Source organism: Acidithiobacillus caldus ATCC 51756, from assembly GCF_000175575.2.
Lineage (GTDB): Bacteria > Pseudomonadota > Gammaproteobacteria > Acidithiobacillales > Acidithiobacillaceae > Acidithiobacillus_A > Acidithiobacillus_A caldus.
The window spans coordinates 99,640-115,108 of record NZ_CP005986.1 but is presented as its reverse complement, the minus strand read 5'-3'; the positions used below and the strand labels follow the sequence as shown (position 1 = coordinate 115,108).

Sequence of the window (15,469 nt, the reverse complement as noted above, 5' to 3'; positions counted from 1 at the left end):
AACAGCGCGTTCATACAGACACCACAGCAACACACGCCAAGGAGAACCATGATGCGAAAAACTGCCAACAAGACCGCCCAGCAACTGGACCAGCTGCTCGCCCGGATCGCCCTGGACCATCTCTTCATCGAGACCCTGGAAACCCGCAACAGGGACCGCCTGGACTTCCACGACGTCAGCGTCTGGGCCGTCCAAAGCGCCCTGATGGCGGCCTACCAAGCAGGCCTGACCGCAGGCCAAAGCGCCGCCGCCAAGGCCACTGATCGGCCGATCCAACAACAAGCCGCCTGACCTTCCTTCACATCACTCACAAGGAGCACGACCATGTCCGCACAAACCACCCCGATCACCGAACGCCAACTGGACCTGATCACCCGCGCGCATTGCGACGCCGGCGGATTGATCGAACCGCTGCTGGCCCTCAAGGGCGGCGCCAAGCTCAAGATGATCGCCAGCCTCGCGCAGCGGGGGTTGATCGAGCAGCAAGGCGGCCAGTGGCGCCTGAGCCCAGCCGCCATCGCCATCATCAAGGGCGAGGCGCAGCCGGAAGATGTCCTGCCGCCGACGGTGGCCACCCGCGTTGCCACGCCGCCCCTGGCCGTCGACCCGGAACTGGAGGCCGCAGTCACCGCCGCCGAGGCCAGCTGGCAACAGGATCGGCCCGATGTCGGCCCGAAGCGTGGCCCGGGCAACAGCAAGCAGGCGCTGGTGATCGAGATGTTGAAGCGCCCCGAGGGCGCGACCATCGCGCAGATCAGTGAGGCGACGGGCTGGCAGGCGCACACGGTACGCGGCACCTTTGCCGGCGCACTCAAGAAGAAGTTGGGCCTGACCATCGTCTCCGAGAAGATCGAAGGGCCTGCTGGCACGCCGGGTGCAGGGCAGCGCCTTTACCGCATTGCCGAGGAAGCCACCGCATGAGCACGCAGCCCGACGACCCGATCCCGGCAGCACCGCTGCAGGCCTTGCTCGATGCCTGCCGGAAGATCGCCCGGATGAAGCATCCGAGCATTGAGCACCTTCTGCGCCGCCGGGGCTTTGGCTTCGAGGCCGACCGCATCGCCGATCTGGTGCTGGCGATTGAAGCCCTTGATGCCCAGCACGATGCAGATTGAGCTTGGCTTCTCGATCGAACAGCGCGTTCATACGGGTGTCGCAACCACCCACCGAAAGGAGCCCTCCATGAAAACCGAACGCGATTACCTGATCGACGCCGCCCAACGCAACGCCCGCGAGGCCATCGCCCAGGCACGCAGCACCCTGGAGCGCAGCTTGCGCGAACTCGACCGTTACGCCGAGCGATTTGAAGGAGCCGAAACGGTTCACGACCAAGCAAAAACGATGAACTGGCTCCTGAACGAGCTGGCCAGCAACATCCTGCCCAACCTGCGCCTGGACCTGATTGCCAGCGCCCAGGCGGAACTGGCCCGCGCGCACGAAGTCGCCCGCGCCGCCAACCAGGAGTAAGCGATGAAGACGCCCACGACCTATCCATGCGCGCGCTGCCAGGGGAAGGGTCGTCTTGCCATTTACGCCAACGTGCTGGGCGGCGTGTGCTTCAAGTGCGGCGGGACAGGCCGACAAAAGACCAGGCCAGCTGCCCCATCGCGCCGTTGGTCAGTGAATGCGATCCGCACCACCGATCATCACGACTGCGTCGTGTTCCACGTCCGGGCAAAGACGGAGAGAGAAGCTCTCAATAAGGCCTCCGCCGCCCTATCCCGTGCGCGCGAGCAGATTTACGACCCCACGACCATCCGGGTCACGCCCTGGCCCGATTCGATTGAAAAAGCGCTTGGCTTCTCCATCGAACAGCGCGTTCATACGGGTATCGCAACCACCAATCCGTAGGAGAAAACAATGACCACCAAGCAAATCCCCGCCGCCCAGAACGACGCCTGGGGCTTTTACGGCACGATGAACGAACACGCCGACGCCGCCTGGCCGATCGCGATGACCGCAGTCTCCGAGGCCACCGGCCAGCCCCTCGAATCGGTGCGCACCTTCCTCGACAGCGGCCACGGACGCCACTTTGCCGACGATGTGCAAAACGGCCTCTACACAGGCGCCACCCTGGCCGACGCGATCAACGCCGCCACGCAGCGTTGGATGGGCTGGACGATTGGCCGCAGCACCAGCAAGCAGTACGGCATCCCCAAGGGCCTTCCCTACCTGACGGGCTTCGTGATCCACTGCGAGATCGTCGAAGAGTCCCTGGCGGCGTGAGGAGCACAACGTGGCCGCCATCTCCACCACCCCACAACTCGAAGCCCACTACGACCAGTTCATCGCCGAGCTGACGGCACTCACCCGCAAGTACGGCGTCGCCATCCAGTCGGTCGGCGGCGTGATCCTGGCTGACGCGCCGGACGAGTTTCGCAACGTCACGTACCGCGCCGACATCAGCAGCGGCGACCTTTACCCCGAGTTTGCGGACAGCTGACGCACGCGCAGCGCCTCAAACACCCTGCGCAGCAGGTAGCTTCGAATCAAAGAGACGACGGTAAAAATCAGGCCGATCAGCAAGTTCTCCTGCAGCGTGGCGTACAGACCAAACAGGGGAAACACCAGCCATTGAGTCGCCACCGCCACGCCATAGCCGACCAGCACATTGGTCACGGCTTCCACCAGCGACATCCAGCGCGACTGCTTCACAGTGCCTCCTCGGCATCTGCCGGGCCGATGGCATCCGCCGTGCCGACCAGGTCGTCGAACGCCACGCCATCCGCCTCGCGGGTGGCTTGTTGGCCCGTCCAGTCCTGCCAGCGCCGCACGATCACGTCCGCATACTTCGGGTCGAGCTCGATCAGCCGCGCCACGCGCCCGGCCTTCTCGGCGGCGATCATGGTGGTGCCGGAACCGCCGAAGGGGTCGAGCACCACGTCGCCGGGGCGGCTGGAGTTGCGGATGGCCCGCTCGACCAGCTCCACCGGCTTCATGGTCGGGTGCAGATCGTTCTTCGCTGGCTTCTTGATCTGCCAGACGTCGCCCTGGTCGCGGTCGCCGCACCAGTGACGCTCGCCACCCTCCGGCCAGCCGTAGAGGATCGGCTCGTACTGGCGCTGGTAGTCCGAGCGACCCAGCGTGAAGGTGTTCTTGGCCCAGATGATGAAGGTGGACCAGTGGCCGCCGGCGGTGCGGAAAGCCGCCTGCAGTGTATCCAGTTCGCTGGAGGACATGGCGACGTAGATCGCGCCGCGGGTGTGGGCAACGAGCAGCGACAGCGCGTCGTAGAGGAAATCGTAGAAGCCTTCGCCCAGCGCATCGTTGAGGATGGGGCGGTGTTTGCCGCGCAGCTTGTCCTTCGCGCTGTTGGCGTAGTTCACGTTGTAGGGCGGATCGGTGAACACCATGTCCGCCCGCTCGCCGTCCGGAAACAGGCGCGCATAGGCCTCGGCGGTGGTTGCGTCGCCGCAGACCAGGCGGTGCGGCCCGAGTCGCCAGACGTCGCCCAGCCGGGAGACGGGTTCCTCGGGCACGTCGGGAGCAGCATCCTCGTCGGTGTTGCCCTCGGTGGTGGTCTCCTCACCCGCCATGATCTCCAGCAACTCGTCGGCATCGAAGCCGGTGAGCGCCAAGTCGAAATCGGCCTCCTGCAACTCGGCCAGCTCCAGACGCAGCAGTTCCTCGTCCCATCCGGCGTTCTCGGCGATCTTGTTGTCGGCGATCACCAGCGCCCGACGCTGGGTCGGCGTGAGGTGGTCAAGCACCACGACCGGCACGGTGGTAAGCCCCAGCTTGCGCGCCGCCGCCAAGCGCCCGTGACCGGCCACAATGATGCCGTCGCTGCCCACCAGGATCGGGTTGACGAAGCCAAATTCGGCAATCGATGCGGCAATCTGAGCAATCTGCTCATCCGAGTGCGTGCGCGGGTTGCGGATGTAGGGCAACAGGCGCTCGGTCGGCCAGCGCTCGATTTTGTCGGCGAGCCAGTTCATTTGCGATTGCGCCCCCAGGGTGAATACGGCGGGTCGGCCAATTTCGCCATGCGGTCGTTGAAGACGTCCGACAGGCGTTTCTTGGCGTCGGCATAGGTTGCGGTCACGCCCTCGGGCTCCCGTTCAGCCTTGACCTCGTCCCAGGTCTGGCCGGTGGACTCCAGCACCGGCGTCTGGTCGGGGTGGTTCTTGATCCAGCGGATCACGGCCACGTCGACATACTCTGGCGCAAGCTCCGAGGCCCTGACCCGGCGGCCGCACGCCTCACCCGCCAAGATCGTGGTGCCCGAGCCTGAGAAGGGCTCGAAGACGACGTCGCCCTCGTTCGTGTAAGCCTCCATCACGAACTGCGGCAAGCCGATGGGAAAGACCGCCGGGTGGTCGATCTCTCGTTCTTTGTCGATCGGCCCGCGCTGGCGCGTGATGCTGATGACCGAGTCGGGGATGCGGTAGTCCTGCGTCGGCAGCCCCGCGTGGCACCAGGCGCCGACCTTGCCGTCCTTGCCGCGCATCGCGGTGGACGAACCGTCGGCGCGCAGGTGGGTTTCCTGCCCGGCCCACTTGCACGGCACGATCTTGTTGGGCTTTCGGGCTTCGCGGTTGAAGTGGAAGATGAACTCGTGGCGGGGGGCCAGGCGTCCTACCCAATCCCCCGGCACCGTCACGCCCTGATCCCACACGTACCAGCCAAAGCGCCGCCAGCCTTGCGCGCGCATCCACTCGATCCAGCCGTCCCAGTAGGGCTGCCATTCACCGTCGCGATGCACCAGGCCCAGGTTGACCAGCATCTGGCCGTCGGCGCGCATGATCGGCATGGCCGCGGCAAAGACGCCATGCATGAGCGCATCCCAGTCCGCAATGCCGCCCGTGGTGTAGTTGCGCTGGTTGGCATAGGGCGGGCTGGTAAAGAGCAGCGCCGCACGCTCGCCCGCCATCAAGCGCTCGATGGCGGCGCTGTCGGCCGAGTCGGCGCAGATGAGGCGATGCTCACCCAGCCGCCAGATGTCGCCCGGGCGGCTGATGACGATGCGCGGCACCGTGATGTCGTCGGCGTCTGGCGTGGGCTCTTCGCTTGTCTCTGCCCCGGGCGTGCCGTCGTCTGCGTCGTCGTCGGCCAGCAGTTCGGCCAGCTCATCCTCATCGAAGCCGGCCAGCGCCAGGTCGAAACCGGCCTCGGACAGATCGGCCAGCTCGGATGCCAGTAACTCCTCATCCCACCCGGCCTGCAGCGCCAGTTTGTTGTCCGCCAGGATATAGGCGCGACGCTGGATGGGTGTGAGGTGGTCGAGGACGACCACCGGCACGACATCGAGCGCGAGTTTCTGCGCAGCCGCCAAGCGACCATGACCAGCGAGAATGCCGCCGTCCTCCGACACCAGGATCGGCGCGGTAAAGCCAAACTCGACGATGCTGGCGGCGATCTGTGCCACCTGTGTGTCGGAGTGAGTACGGGCATTTCTCTGGTAGGGCTTGAGCCGATCCAGTGGCCACATCTCGATGCGGCTGGCCATAGCATGGGTGACGGTCATCGTGAGAGTTCCTCCAGGGCTTCGCGGATCGCCTCCATCAGCAGGTCCTCCACCACGCGTTGGTCGGGTTGTGCGACCACGGCCGCCACGATCTGCGGGGCAACCTTGCGGGGAATCTGCTGGATGCGGTCACGCAGCAGACGCGCAAGGTTGAAGTACTTGACCTTCACCTCGTCGGCGTTGATCAGCTTGCCCGTGCGTTCTTCGAATTCAAGCTTCGCCAGGCGCGCGGCATAGGCCTCGCGGATGGCGCGGCTGGTCTGGTAGTCAGGTGCGGCAGCCCGGGTTTCCAACGGCGGGGTGGAAACCGGGGTGGAAACCCCGCCGGTTTCCACCTTGGCCGCAGGCTTCTTGGCACCGATGTTCAGGCTCTGTGACGGCAGCGTGTTACGCGCCCACTGGGCGTCGGCCTTGGCCGGGTCAATGGTGCCGTCGGGCTCGACGCTGATGCGCCCGGCCTTGATGGCCTTGGCCACAGCGGTGTGGCTCACGCCACGGTGTTGGGCATAGGCCCGGACGGACAGTCCCATCACATTCCTCCGGGCTGCTCGGGTCAGTTAACCGTCATGGATGGATCACCTCGGCATGAATACGGGTGGAAACCTGGGTGGAAACTGGAAACCTATTTTTTGCCCTGACGCTAGGCAAGCGTCGCGCTGCGCGCGGCCCCCGCGTTTCAGATGGCCCGGGAGGACCCGTTAATCGTCGCCAGAGGCGCAATTGCAGCCCTGGCAATGCTCGGAGATGCCCGCATCGCAAAATCGCTCAAAACGCTTCCTGTCGCTTTTTAGGGCTATCGACTTTCAGTGTTCCGACGCACGCTTCAGCCCTTCGTCAGCTCTTCCCGCAGCGCCCGCTCCATCTGCCGTTGGTACTCCCGCAGAGCCACGCTTCGCACGGTGTCGGCCATGCCAAAGCGCGGCTCGACCTTCTGCTGGCGGCGCAGCAGGTACAAGGCCAGGATGCGCTTCTCGTCACGACGCTCGAACACGGCACCGGCGCGGTAGAACACGTTCTTCTTTGCCAAGAGTCGGCCCGGCCACTGGCTCTTGGGGATGACGCGGGTCTGGGCGGTCTGTGCCATCGGCCCGACCGGAATCGCCAGCTTGCCGGTCTTGGTGCCACCGGACTCCTGCAGCGCCATGAAGCGGTCCCGCGACCAGACCTCGGCCATCAGCGTGCGAGGCTTGGCGGGCGTCACGCCAATGCCTCGGCTGATCCATGGGCGGCGCAGATTGAAGCGCTCGGGCAGACCGTCGCGCACTGCATCGCGGGCGTCGAACGCCGTGCGGGTCAGGGCCTTGGAGGCAGCATTGGGTACGTGCTGCTGGGCCAGTTCCGAGAGGTGCTCAGTCGCTTTGGCCACATCGGCGGTGACGTCAAGTTTCAGCATCGGCGGACTTCCGGCGGCGAGGAGTGGCTGGCGCTTCGGTGTTTGCAACAGGCTCGGCAGCGATGCCCGCCTGCTGCGCCAGGATCTGTTCGGCGGTGGCTGCGTCGACCTCGACCGTCAGGCCCGGGACAAACGAGCGCGTGCCGCCGTCGCCGGTGACGACCACCGGGCGGGTGATGAGAAGTTTCATGGGGGAGTCTCCAGCGCTGGGCAGAGAGGCGAACGCCAGGCCCAGAAACGACAGCGCCCACCCAGGTCTCCCCGGTGGGCGCACTTACCACAACTACCGCAATAGTATGCCTTCGTGGTACCACGCTGTCAACGCCCGTATCCGTAAAACTTGGCAGCAATCGACAGCGCCGCCACCAAGTAGCCTTTGGCCTCGTGTCGGTTGCACGACATCCGGCGGGCCAGATCGATGATCGACATCCCAACCCCTGCCACGAACCACAACGCGGTGCCTGCTGGGCTGCTGATGCCGCCGACGGCATCGAGCGCTTGCTTCACGGCGCGCGCCGCGCCAGCATTTCGCTCGACCATGTGCTCCACACGTGCCGTGCCCGCTGGCAAGCCATCGAGCCGAGGGCTGGCCACGCCGCTGGCAAAGGCACGCGCGAAGTCCTGGGCGAAATGCTGCCCCGCATCGTGCATCGCGGGCGTGATGCTGCCGTGTCTGAGCATCAGCGCCAGCGTGTCCACGGTGCGGTAGTGCTCGACGGGGTAACCATCTTCCCCCTCTTCCCGCACGTAGCGAATGAGGCTGCCGTCCGGCCGCAGGCGCTCATCGCCGATGCGCGGCTTGCGCTCGGCGTGGCTGTTGACGGCTCGGGTCTTCTTCGGCTTCATCGCTCGCCCTCCCTGATTTCGCGCCACGAGCGATCGCGCTGTGTCTTCGGGCTGCGCGCGCCGTAGAGCCGGGTGGCGATGCCAGACAGGAACGCCCGCTCCCACTCGTCGTAGATCTCGTCGAGCGGCACGACCACGATGCCTTGTTTGTGCCAGGCCGCCGCGCGCATTGCGCGCAGTTCGTCCGTGCTGGCTGGTGACTGCGGTGCCACTCTGCCCAGGGCGCAGTAGATGGATGGGGTGTGCGTGTTCATGCCTCGCCCCCTTGGGCCATTGCCCAGTTGAGCAGCGCCAGCGCATCGGCGTGGTTGTCATCGACCGGCGTGATGCCGCGCGCCTTGGCGGCCGCGATCATCTCGGCCTTGTTGGCGTTGCCACGACCGGTTGCGTGACGCTTGATCGTGCCCACTGGCACACCCTGGTAAGGGATGCCGTGGTGTTCGCACCAGGACGTGAGCGTCGCCAGAAAGCCGCCGTAGGCGTGCGCGGCATCCACGCCGGCGTGTTTGCGCACCTCCTCAAACACCACCCAGTCGATGCCATCGGCGCACCGCTTTATGTCGGCAAGCCAGCGCTTGAAGCGCAAGAAGCGCATCCCGCCGCCTTCGAAGCGCTGCGGCCTGAAGGACTCGCTGCCGCCGCTGATGAGGCCGTCACGCCCCAGCAGCGCCCAGCCGGTGGTGATGCCCAGGTCAAGGGCCAGGATCGTTGTCGTCATGCTCGTCATTCCTGTGTTTTAGGCGGTCTGACGGATCTGACGGGTTTGCCGGTTAACTTCCTACGCGCGCGCGCGTGTACGGGTAAATAAGTAAATCCGTCAGACCCGTCAGACCCGTCAGGTCCGGATTTGTGGTTCAGTCATCTATCGACATAGGGCGTGAAGCGGTCCTTCGGGGTCTCTTTCAGACCCACTCCCCGAAACCCCCGCAGTCCCATGCCGTTGCGCCACTTCTCCAATCCTCGGGTGAGCAGCAGATCAGAGAAGCGCTTTTGCGATCCCACGAACTCCCCGGCCGCCTCTGCCCATTGCTTCCAATCGCTGAAGAGTTCGGCGACTAGCGACTTGGCGTTCGGGTCGCGCACGCATCGCTCCTCGAGCCAACGGCCCAGGGCGTCTTCCGCCTCGAAGTACTCGTCCGTCGCATCTAGCACCGACTGCGGCGGGCGCAGCCCCTCGCGCTGCCAGGCAAGACACCCTTGCACCGCCCAGGCGAGAATCCCGTCGCGCTCGGCCAGCAGCTTCTGCTGCAGTGTCTTGTCGCGTCGTTCGGGCGGGATGGTCACGGTAAAGGGGATCAGGTGCAGCCGCCGGCGCATCGCCTCATCAACATTGCGGATGGCGGGCTTGTGGTTGCCCGCGATCACCAGCTTGAACTGCGGAACATAGGTGAAGAAGTCCTGCCGCATGAATCGCGCCGTAATGCGGTCGCCGCCGGTGATCTCCTTGATCTTGGCCTCGTTCCACCGCCGCCCCTGCTCGGTCTCGGTCGCCGTCACCAGCCGTGCGCCGCGCAACCCCGCCAGGTCGGTCGGGTGACGGTCGCCGCGCGCCTCCATGAAGGTGTCCATCGGTGCATTGGCGGCGTAGTCGCCTAAGATCGTGGCAAGCGTGTTGACGAACACCGACTTGCCATTGGCGCCCGTGCCATAGAGGAAAAACAGCGCGTGCTCCGCCGTCGAGCCGGTCAGGCAGTAGCCGACCATGCGCTGCAGGTAGGCCTGCAGTTCGGCATCGCCCCCAGTGACCTGCTCGAGAAACCGTATCCAGGTCGGGCAGGCGCTGCCCGGCACCAAGGTCGCCGGGGCGATCTTGGTCATCCGATCGGCACGGTCGTGCGGGCGCATCCGGCCGGTGCGCAGGTCGACGACCCCGCCCTGCGTGTTGAGCAGCCACGGATCGGCATCCCACTCGTCGGGGGTCGCCGCGTGACGGCGGTCGGTGCGGGCCAGACGCTCTACTCCGCCGACGGTGCTGCTGGCGGCGAGCTTGGTCGCGAGCCGAGCGTTGTCAGCGCGGACCGCCGCGTGGCGACAGACGTGGCGAATCAGGTCGGTCGCGGCCAGCGTCTCCTCGGCCCGCCAACGCTGCCCATCCCACATCAGCCATTTGCCCCAGGCCGCCACGTAGCGCCAATCGCGCTGGTAGCGGCGGGTAAAACTCAGCGCCAACGCATCCTCCGAGCCCAACACCGAAGCCCCACCGTGCGCGGCATCCGTTGTGTGCTCGGGCGCATCCTCTTGTTCTGGCTGTATCGTCATGCGCGGGCCATTGACCACAAAACCCGCCACATCGAAGCCCTCGGCCACGGCATCGGCCGCATCCCACCCCTCGGGTTTATCGTCGGGTGGCAGCAAGATGGCGCAGGAGGCGGCGCCGGCCATGAGCACGGCTTGCGAGGCAGCCTCGGCATAGCCGAATCCCGGTTTGTCCCGATCCGGCCAGATCAGCACCGACTTGCCCGCAAGCGGCGACCAGTCGGTCTTGTCCACCGGGGCGTTGGCCCCGTGCATGGCGGTGGTGGCGCAGAAGCCCGCGTCGATGAGCGCCTGCGAGCACTTCTCGCCCTCGACCAGGATGACCTGATCGGCCGCCTTGATCCCCGGCTGGTTGTACAGCGGCCGCGGATCGGGCGGGGCCATTCTGCGCCGCTTGACGTCCCACGGCCGGAATTCCTTTCTGCGGCCAGGCGGGTCGTAGCGGTAGACGACGGCAATCAGGCGACCATCGGCGTCCAGGTAGTCCCATTTGGCGGTGGCCGGCCCTAGCTCATCGGTTGGCGGCTCCGCCTTCTTGCGTTTGGATGGCAGGCGAGCAGCCCTGCCGACCAGTTGCCCGGCGACCTCCAGCACGCGGGCAAAGTCGGTCTGGGCATCGAGCCCGTGGTGGGCGGCGATCAGGTCGAAGATATCGCCGCCCTCGCCCGTGGCGTGGTCGCGCCACAGGCCTGCCGTGTCGTCCTTGAGCGAAACTTCCAGACTATCGCCCGGGCTGCCCAGCACATCGCCAACCCGGTACGTCTGCCCGCGCTTCTTGCCGGCGGGCAGCAGCGTCATCAGCACCGACTCCAGCCTCGCGAGCAGGGCGGCGCGAATCTCCTCGCGGCGCGCGGTGGGGTCCGCTTCGGCGAACGGGGCCGGGCGATCGTTGAAATCGATCATGCGTCGCCCTCCTCGCTGCCATCCGACGCGCTGCGGGCCATGGCTCTCGCGTGGTGCGAGGCCCAAACCTGCAGTTCCGACAGCCGGTAGCGCACCAGCCCACCCAGAAGGTAGTGCGGGATGCGGTGCTTGGCGCGCATCATTGGATCGGCGAACCAGTAGTACGGCAGACGCAGGCTGGCCGCGGCTTGCTTGGCGTCGATCATGGGCTCGCCAATCGCGCCCGTCGTCGATACGGATCGGGTCCTCATGCCGCAGCCCTCCAGCACCGGTCCTGCCACGGGCACATCCGGCACTCGACATGGGTGGGATCGGAGAACGAGCGCGGCAGCAGTTCGCCCGCCTCGGTGGCCGTGATGACCTTCACCGCCCGGTCCGACATGCGCTGCGCCAACGCCGCGTCGAACGGCACCAGCTCGGCGTGGATCTCCATCGTGTCAGCGTTCACCGCCGTGAAGAGCGCCGGGTGCGCGTGCAGCCCGAGGTAGGCCTGGTAGAGCGCCACTTGCGCCGCGTAGATGGGCTTGGCGACCGCGAGTCGGCGCTTCTCCAACTCGCGCCAGGACTTGGCGCCCAGGCACTTGTTCTCCCACAGCGCCGGGTAGCCGGAACCGAACCCCAGATCGGGCCCGGCGACGAGCACGCCATCGACGTGGCCCTGCAGGCGCCCGTCCAGCGCCGAGAAGCCGAATTGCTCCCCCGCGTCGTTACGCGTGCGCAGATCGAAGCCCGCGGCACGCAGCCATCCGACCATGCAGTCCTCGATCACGTGGCCGCGATCGAAGACGCGCAGCAGGCGGCCGTCGGTCTCGCGACCCGGATCGACCGGGGCGTCGGCAAACTCGTACTGCAGCGCGCGCTCGCAGGCGACCCCGAGGCGCGAGGCGCCCAGGTACGTGCGGCGAGGCTGCGCCGCGCGAGACTGCTGCAGCCCGGCGTCGATCAGCGCCGTGAGCTGACCCGACAGGCTCTTGGAGGCGTTGAAGTCCATCATCGCCGCGCCTCCTTGGGTGCTGCCGTGCGTGCCGTCTGCGCTTGAGCCTTCGGCTCCTCCCACGGCAGATCGTCCTCGAGGTCGGCGAAGGGGTCGGACACCGGGTCTTTCAAGCCCCGCACCGGCGGATACTTGGTCGCCTCGTGGTGCTCGACCATCGCCTCCGTGTAGCAGGTGACGATGGCGTCGATCACCTGGAGCGCCTCGGCCTCGGAGTAGTCGCCCAGCGGCTTGGCAAAGCCGATCTCGCCCGCGACCTCGCCGAAGGCCTTGAGGCACTTCTTCATCGCGGCCAGTTCGACGTCAGACGGGTCGATCATGGCCACCTCCGTCTTGGGCGTGCGTCCTTCCTGCACCCGCAGCCACTGACCGTAGAGCGCATGAAACACCTGCTGGCAACGCCGCGAGCAGAACACCCAGTCGATCGGATAGCGCCGGGCGTCGCCCACCGGATGCCGGAGGTCCGAGTGGCCGTAGCCGCGCGCCTGTCGTTTGCAGACCCAGCACTTGCCGCTCATTGCATTCGCTCTCGCCTTCGGCTTCGCGAAACTTCGCTTCGCTCGTTTTCATCGCCCCTCCTCTCACTGCGCCCAGGCGGGCTTGCCCGGCACGGCGGGGGGGTGCGGGTTGACGGGCGGCGTCGTGCGCGGCGGGGTTGCTGCGGCGGGCGCGCCGGTGGAACCACTGCCGGGGTTCTTCGGCGGCAGCCCCATCAGGCGGGCGTAGTCCGGGTGGTCGGGCTCGACGGCGTTTCGGATGACGTTCTTCAACTCGCCGCGGCCGTCCTTCTCGACGTCGATGCGGGCCGCAAACTCGATGCCGTCGAGCTCGTGGAAGCCCTGGATGCGCCGCGCGGCGGCGGCCTGCGGTCCGTTGTCCTGGGGATGGACATTGCGGGCGGAATTGAGCACGGCGCGCACGAAGCTGCGCCCCATCTGGCCCCAGGCCGGGCCCTTCGCGCTGTGCAAGCCGATGTTCGACCACAGCTTGCGCCGGGCGTACTCGCCCTCCAGCACGACGAACTCGGCCGCCAGATAGACCGAGCCAGTTTCAAAACTCTGCGTGGCGTAGCCGCCGGTCCAGCCCTGGGCCGGGTCATCGAAGCCCCCGGGCTTGAGGGTCATGCGCACGCGGGCGAGCGTGCCCTTGGGGATGAGGTCGAAACTGGGCTGCTGCTGCGCGTCGTTGAAATCGCACCAATCGGTCATGGCTCACTCCTCGAAGGCGGTAGCGGATGGCGGAAGGCGGGTGGCGGCGGCGCACTTGTCGATCAGCGCGCGCAGGTTCGGCGGCTCCAGCAACTCGAGCTGGCCGGAGCGGTCCTTGGCCGGGACGCCGTAGGGGTTCACCGTGTGGCAGACGAAGGCGCGGTAGGACGATCCGTCCTCGGCCTTGATCTCGGCCAGCGTCACGACTTCATCGACGATGCCGGGCAACTCGGCTGCGGTCTTGGCGCCCTCGATCTGCGGCACGAAGACCTTGCGGTTGAAGTCGTCCAGGCGCTCGTCGAGGATGGCCACGAACACCACGTGCTTGCCGCGCGCGTGCTGCAGGTGGGTCAGCGCCCCGATGAGTTCCGAGCCGAGCAGGCCGTAGGCGCCCCGGGTGTCGGGCTTGCCAGTGCGCTCGCTGTAGGCCTGCGGCTGGGTCTTGGCCCAGACGAGCGCCAGGCGCGCGAGTACGGTGATGCTGTCGACGAAGTAGGTGTCGTACTTGGCGAGTTGACCGGGATCGCCGTAGCGCTCGCACACATGCCGGTAGTGCGCCTCGGAGAACGGTGCGTCCACGGGCAGCGCCGGGTTCGGGCCGGCGAGGAACACCACGAGATCGCGGAACTCCGGCCAGGTGCTCGGGCGCACGCAGTCGCCGCGCCAGTCCTTGACGGCCAAGTCGCCAGCCTCGAGGTCGACGAACAGGGTCGAGGCTTCGGGCAGGGTCTTCAACTGGCTGGTCTTGCCGATGCCGCTCTTGCCCAGCAGCACGAGCTTGACGCCCTGCTTCTCGCGCAGCCGCTGGTCGGCGGTGATGATGGGGAGGGCCATCACGCCACCTCCTTCAGCCGCTCGACCACCAGAGGGTTCCAGAGGATCTGGTAGCCGCTGTGCCCGTTGCGGGAGTACGGCATCGCCTCGGCCCAGGCCTCGCCGGCCTCGGTCAGTTCCCACTCGTCGCGTTCGTTGCGCAACTGCAGGCCGTGGTGGGCCAGGCGCTGGTTGATGGCCTTGGCCGACAGGCCGAGCAGCCTGCCGAGCTGGGTGGCGTTGAGCGAGCAGATCGCCTCGTTCGCCGCAGTGTCCCGGGCAGGAAGGGCGCGGCGCAGCGTCTCGACCGCCAGGCCCGTGTTCTCCTGGATGCAGGTGAGCGTGGCCGCCATCGCGATGCCGGGCTTGACCCCCGGCACCTTGGCCACGGCCTCGCCGATCAGCAGCAGAGCGGCGACGCGGTCCTGGGTGGGTGCCGGCAGGGTCGGGCGTGCACTTGGCGCCGTGTAGCTGCCCGTCTTGCGGATCGCCGGCAGCACCTCGTGGGTGACCCAGCGCTTGAAGCGCTTGGCCTCGCGCTTGCGGCTGCCGAGGACCAGGCTGTACAGCCCGGGCTCGTTGACGACGTTGACCTGGTCATTGCCGCGCGAGATGCCCTGAATCGAGATCAGGGCTTGCTCGTCAGGGTCCAGTCGCGCCAGGGCGCGGGTGGTGTTCGGCAGTTCAAGAACCGCGCACACATCCGCCGCGACGAACCACGGTTCGCCTTGGGCATCCGTGACGACCCGGACCGGACGGCCTTCGAAATCAAACGGGATCAGTTCGGTGCTCATGGATCACTCCTCCGAGACGAGGGCCAGCCGGAACGTGGGCTTGCCGGGCTTGACGGTGCGGGCGGCCTCGAACCCGGCGCGCAGTGCCGGCGGCCAGTTGGAGAAGCGCGATTCCGAGACGGAGTACTCGACGTCCAGGTAGTCCTCGACCTTCTCGCCGGCGGCGGCGATGCGCCGGGCGATGGCGGCCAGTTGCGCCTGGTCCCAGGACACGCGCTTCGGGACATCGACCGTCACGCGAAGCAGCCCGTCCTTCAGGTGCACGACGCCGAAGTCCTTGCCGGCTTCGAGGCGGGCAGCACGGGCCTGCTCGCCGTAGGCGGCCTCCAGCGCAGCGTCGAACTTGGCGCGGGCCTGCTTGAGCCAGGCGAGCGCTTCGTCCAGGTGGCGGCTGATCTCCGCCTTCTGGGCGGGCGGCAGTGCGGCCAGCTGGCCGACGGACATCGCGGCGATGTCGGCGGGGTAGAGGGTGAGGTCGCTCATGGCCGCCCCCTCACTGGTATGCCCGAGCGAAGGTCGAGTAGCGCGAGACGCGCCGCTCGAAGGCCTCGACGTCGCTGATCAGGTAGGTGACGCGTGCGCCCAGCTTGCAAAAGACCGGGCCCAGCTGCTCCTGCCGCCAGCGGCGCAGGGTGTGGACGGACAGTCGCCAGCGGGCGGCGAGTTCGAACTCGTTGAGCGCGACCGGCGTCGTGCCTTCGGGTGGTGCCGGATAGAAGTTCCGGGTGGATCGAACAGATGCAGGGTGTTTCTGCATGGCGGGGCTCCTTCTGTTTGGGAGCCCTCATTGAATTG

Annotated in this window: 25 protein-coding genes; 7 read left to right on the top strand and 18 right to left on the bottom strand. The window is 66.8% G+C overall.

Features of this window, described 5'->3' with window-relative positions:
* The first annotated feature begins 48 nt into the window (after positions 1-48).
* The 7 genes from ACAty_RS00585 to ACAty_RS00555 all read left to right on the top strand — a co-directional run bounded on the left by ACAty_RS00585 (position 49) and on the right by ACAty_RS00555 (position 2,443).
* Positions 49-291, top strand: a complete 243-nt coding sequence (locus ACAty_RS00585) for a DUF6900 domain-containing protein (RefSeq protein ID WP_143969850.1) — start codon at positions 49-51, stop codon at positions 289-291.
* Positions 292-324: 33 nt separating this feature from the next.
* On the top strand, positions 325-921 hold the full coding sequence (locus tag ACAty_RS00580; protein WP_004869903.1) for a DUF3489 domain-containing protein: 597 nt from the start codon (positions 325-327) through the stop codon (positions 919-921).
* Positions 918-1,115 (top strand): hypothetical protein, encoded by a 198-nt coding sequence (locus ACAty_RS00575; protein ID WP_004869902.1) that lies wholly within the window; start codon positions 918-920, stop codon positions 1,113-1,115. The genes ACAty_RS00580 and ACAty_RS00575 overlap by 4 nt, the downstream gene beginning before the upstream one ends.
* 67 nt (positions 1,116-1,182) lie before the next feature.
* Positions 1,183-1,467, top strand: coding sequence for a hypothetical protein (locus ACAty_RS00570; protein ID WP_004869900.1), 285 nt, complete (start codon positions 1,183-1,185; stop codon positions 1,465-1,467).
* 3 nt (positions 1,468-1,470) lie between these two features.
* Positions 1,471-1,851, top strand: coding sequence for a hypothetical protein (locus ACAty_RS14735; protein ID WP_051620694.1), 381 nt, complete (start codon positions 1,471-1,473; stop codon positions 1,849-1,851).
* A 9-nt stretch (positions 1,852-1,860) separates the two neighbouring features.
* Positions 1,861-2,226: a hypothetical protein gene (locus ACAty_RS00560; RefSeq protein WP_004869896.1), complete on the top strand. Its 366-nt coding sequence runs from the start codon at positions 1,861-1,863 to the stop codon at positions 2,224-2,226.
* Between the two features lie 10 nt (positions 2,227-2,236).
* Positions 2,237-2,443, top strand: a complete 207-nt coding sequence (locus ACAty_RS00555) for a hypothetical protein (protein ID WP_004869893.1) — start codon at positions 2,237-2,239, stop codon at positions 2,441-2,443.
* On the opposite strand, the gene ACAty_RS00550 is transcribed toward ACAty_RS00555, so the two are convergent.
* The 18 genes from ACAty_RS00550 to ACAty_RS00465 all read right to left on the bottom strand — a co-directional run bounded on the left by ACAty_RS00550 (position 2,419) and on the right by ACAty_RS00465 (position 15,431).
* Positions 2,419-2,655 (bottom strand): DUF7220 family protein, encoded by a 237-nt coding sequence (locus tag ACAty_RS00550; protein ID WP_004869891.1) that lies wholly within the window; start codon positions 2,653-2,655, stop codon positions 2,419-2,421. The two genes, ACAty_RS00555 and ACAty_RS00550, sit on opposite strands and share 25 nt — an antisense overlap.
* Positions 2,652-3,938 (bottom strand): site-specific DNA-methyltransferase, encoded by a 1,287-nt coding sequence (locus ACAty_RS00545; protein WP_004869889.1) that lies wholly within the window; start codon positions 3,936-3,938, stop codon positions 2,652-2,654. Before ACAty_RS00545 ends, ACAty_RS00550 begins: the two co-directional genes overlap by 4 nt.
* Positions 3,935-5,467 (bottom strand): site-specific DNA-methyltransferase, encoded by a 1,533-nt coding sequence (locus ACAty_RS00540; RefSeq protein WP_004869887.1) that lies wholly within the window; start codon positions 5,465-5,467, stop codon positions 3,935-3,937. Before ACAty_RS00540 ends, ACAty_RS00545 begins: the two co-directional genes overlap by 4 nt.
* Entirely contained in the window at positions 5,464-5,997 is a 534-nt protein-coding gene (locus ACAty_RS00535; protein WP_004869886.1) for a hypothetical protein, read from the bottom strand. Before ACAty_RS00535 ends, ACAty_RS00540 begins: the two co-directional genes overlap by 4 nt.
* A gap of 293 nt (positions 5,998-6,290) precedes the next feature.
* Complete coding sequence (locus ACAty_RS00530; protein ID WP_004869883.1) at positions 6,291-6,860, bottom strand: hypothetical protein; 570 nt, start codon at positions 6,858-6,860, stop codon at positions 6,291-6,293.
* Positions 6,847-7,050: a hypothetical protein gene (locus ACAty_RS00525; protein ID WP_038471360.1), complete on the bottom strand. Its 204-nt coding sequence runs from the start codon at positions 7,048-7,050 to the stop codon at positions 6,847-6,849. Before ACAty_RS00525 ends, ACAty_RS00530 begins: the two co-directional genes overlap by 14 nt.
* A gap of 128 nt (positions 7,051-7,178) precedes the next feature.
* Entirely contained in the window at positions 7,179-7,706 is a 528-nt protein-coding gene (locus ACAty_RS00520) for a hypothetical protein (RefSeq protein ID WP_004869881.1), read from the bottom strand.
* Entirely contained in the window at positions 7,703-7,960 is a 258-nt protein-coding gene (locus ACAty_RS00515) for a hypothetical protein (protein ID WP_004869878.1), read from the bottom strand. The genes ACAty_RS00520 and ACAty_RS00515 overlap by 4 nt, the downstream gene beginning before the upstream one ends.
* Positions 7,957-8,424, bottom strand: coding sequence for a crossover junction endodeoxyribonuclease RuvC (locus tag ACAty_RS00510; protein ID WP_004869876.1), 468 nt, complete (start codon positions 8,422-8,424; stop codon positions 7,957-7,959). Before ACAty_RS00510 ends, ACAty_RS00515 begins: the two co-directional genes overlap by 4 nt.
* 140 nt (positions 8,425-8,564) lie before the next feature.
* Positions 8,565-10,865, bottom strand: a complete 2,301-nt coding sequence (locus ACAty_RS00505; protein ID WP_004869874.1) for a phage/plasmid primase, P4 family — start codon at positions 10,863-10,865, stop codon at positions 8,565-8,567.
* Positions 10,862-11,071: a hypothetical protein gene (locus ACAty_RS00500; protein WP_004869872.1), complete on the bottom strand. Its 210-nt coding sequence runs from the start codon at positions 11,069-11,071 to the stop codon at positions 10,862-10,864. The genes ACAty_RS00505 and ACAty_RS00500 overlap by 4 nt, the downstream gene beginning before the upstream one ends.
* Before the next feature lie 41 nt (positions 11,072-11,112).
* Positions 11,113-11,859, bottom strand: a complete 747-nt coding sequence (locus tag ACAty_RS00495; RefSeq protein ID WP_004869870.1) for a hypothetical protein — start codon at positions 11,857-11,859, stop codon at positions 11,113-11,115.
* On the bottom strand, positions 11,856-12,377 hold the full coding sequence (locus tag ACAty_RS00490) for a DUF6511 domain-containing protein (protein ID WP_038471353.1): 522 nt from the start codon (positions 12,375-12,377) through the stop codon (positions 11,856-11,858). The genes ACAty_RS00495 and ACAty_RS00490 overlap by 4 nt, the downstream gene beginning before the upstream one ends.
* A 63-nt stretch (positions 12,378-12,440) precedes the next feature.
* A complete protein-coding gene (locus ACAty_RS00485; RefSeq protein ID WP_004869867.1) occupies positions 12,441-13,067 on the bottom strand; it encodes a hypothetical protein in 627 nt (208 codons plus the stop codon).
* Positions 13,068-13,070: 3 nt separating this feature from the next.
* Positions 13,071-13,901 carry an ATP-binding protein gene (locus ACAty_RS00480; protein ID WP_004869865.1) on the bottom strand — a complete coding sequence of 277 codons (831 nt, stop codon included), beginning with the start codon at positions 13,899-13,901 and terminating at the stop codon, positions 13,071-13,073.
* The gene (locus ACAty_RS00475; protein ID WP_004869863.1) at positions 13,901-14,674 is read right to left on the bottom strand and encodes a BRO-N domain-containing protein; all 774 of its coding nucleotides are present in this window, start codon (positions 14,672-14,674) and stop codon (positions 13,901-13,903) included. Before ACAty_RS00475 ends, ACAty_RS00480 begins: the two co-directional genes overlap by 1 nt.
* Before the next feature lie 3 nt (positions 14,675-14,677).
* Positions 14,678-15,157 (bottom strand): hypothetical protein, encoded by a 480-nt coding sequence (locus tag ACAty_RS00470; RefSeq protein WP_004869861.1) that lies wholly within the window; start codon positions 15,155-15,157, stop codon positions 14,678-14,680.
* 10 nt (positions 15,158-15,167) lie between these two features.
* Positions 15,168-15,431, bottom strand: coding sequence for a MerR family transcriptional regulator (locus tag ACAty_RS00465; RefSeq protein ID WP_004869858.1), 264 nt, complete (start codon positions 15,429-15,431; stop codon positions 15,168-15,170).
* Positions 15,432-15,469 lie beyond the last annotated feature (38 nt).

Excerpts from the sequence above, each read along its gene's own strand:
- ACAty_RS00580 (WP_004869903.1), top strand. The coding sequence starts at position 325 with ATGTCCGCACAAACCACCCCGATCACCGAACGCCAACTGGACCTGATC.
- ACAty_RS00510 (WP_004869876.1), bottom strand. The coding sequence starts at position 8,424 with ATGACGACAACGATCCTGGCCCTTGACCTGGGCATCACCACCGGCTGG.
- ACAty_RS00490 (WP_038471353.1), bottom strand. The coding sequence starts at position 12,377 with ATGAGCGGCAAGTGCTGGGTCTGCAAACGACAGGCGCGCGGCTACGGC.
- ACAty_RS00515 (WP_004869878.1), bottom strand. The coding sequence starts at position 7,960 with ATGAACACGCACACCCCATCCATCTACTGCGCCCTGGGCAGAGTGGCA.
- ACAty_RS00585 (WP_143969850.1), top strand. The coding sequence starts at position 49 with ATGATGCGAAAAACTGCCAACAAGACCGCCCAGCAACTGGACCAGCTG.
- ACAty_RS00485 (WP_004869867.1), bottom strand. The coding sequence starts at position 13,067 with ATGACCGATTGGTGCGATTTCAACGACGCGCAGCAGCAGCCCAGTTTC.
- ACAty_RS00500 (WP_004869872.1), bottom strand. The coding sequence starts at position 11,071 with ATGATCGACGCCAAGCAAGCCGCGGCCAGCCTGCGTCTGCCGTACTAC.
- ACAty_RS00480 (WP_004869865.1), bottom strand. The coding sequence starts at position 13,901 with ATGGCCCTCCCCATCATCACCGCCGACCAGCGGCTGCGCGAGAAGCAG.
- ACAty_RS00520 (WP_004869881.1), bottom strand. The coding sequence starts at position 7,706 with ATGAAGCCGAAGAAGACCCGAGCCGTCAACAGCCACGCCGAGCGCAAG.
- ACAty_RS00560 (WP_004869896.1), top strand. The coding sequence starts at position 1,861 with ATGACCACCAAGCAAATCCCCGCCGCCCAGAACGACGCCTGGGGCTTT.
- ACAty_RS00470 (WP_004869861.1), bottom strand. The coding sequence starts at position 15,157 with ATGAGCGACCTCACCCTCTACCCCGCCGACATCGCCGCGATGTCCGTC.
- ACAty_RS00505 (WP_004869874.1), bottom strand. The coding sequence starts at position 10,865 with ATGATCGATTTCAACGATCGCCCGGCCCCGTTCGCCGAAGCGGACCCC.
- ACAty_RS14735 (WP_051620694.1), top strand. The coding sequence starts at position 1,471 with ATGAAGACGCCCACGACCTATCCATGCGCGCGCTGCCAGGGGAAGGGT.
- ACAty_RS00495 (WP_004869870.1), bottom strand. The coding sequence starts at position 11,859 with ATGATGGACTTCAACGCCTCCAAGAGCCTGTCGGGTCAGCTCACGGCG.
- ACAty_RS00530 (WP_004869883.1), bottom strand. The coding sequence starts at position 6,860 with ATGCTGAAACTTGACGTCACCGCCGATGTGGCCAAAGCGACTGAGCAC.
- ACAty_RS00540 (WP_004869887.1), bottom strand. The coding sequence starts at position 5,467 with ATGACCGTCACCCATGCTATGGCCAGCCGCATCGAGATGTGGCCACTG.
- ACAty_RS00545 (WP_004869889.1), bottom strand. The coding sequence starts at position 3,938 with ATGAACTGGCTCGCCGACAAAATCGAGCGCTGGCCGACCGAGCGCCTG.
- ACAty_RS00570 (WP_004869900.1), top strand. The coding sequence starts at position 1,183 with ATGAAAACCGAACGCGATTACCTGATCGACGCCGCCCAACGCAACGCC.
- ACAty_RS00535 (WP_004869886.1), bottom strand. The coding sequence starts at position 5,997 with ATGGGACTGTCCGTCCGGGCCTATGCCCAACACCGTGGCGTGAGCCAC.
- ACAty_RS00525 (WP_038471360.1), bottom strand. The coding sequence starts at position 7,050 with ATGAAACTTCTCATCACCCGCCCGGTGGTCGTCACCGGCGACGGCGGC.
- ACAty_RS00475 (WP_004869863.1), bottom strand. The coding sequence starts at position 14,674 with ATGAGCACCGAACTGATCCCGTTTGATTTCGAAGGCCGTCCGGTCCGG.
- ACAty_RS00575 (WP_004869902.1), top strand. The coding sequence starts at position 918 with ATGAGCACGCAGCCCGACGACCCGATCCCGGCAGCACCGCTGCAGGCC.
- ACAty_RS00465 (WP_004869858.1), bottom strand. The coding sequence starts at position 15,431 with ATGCAGAAACACCCTGCATCTGTTCGATCCACCCGGAACTTCTATCCG.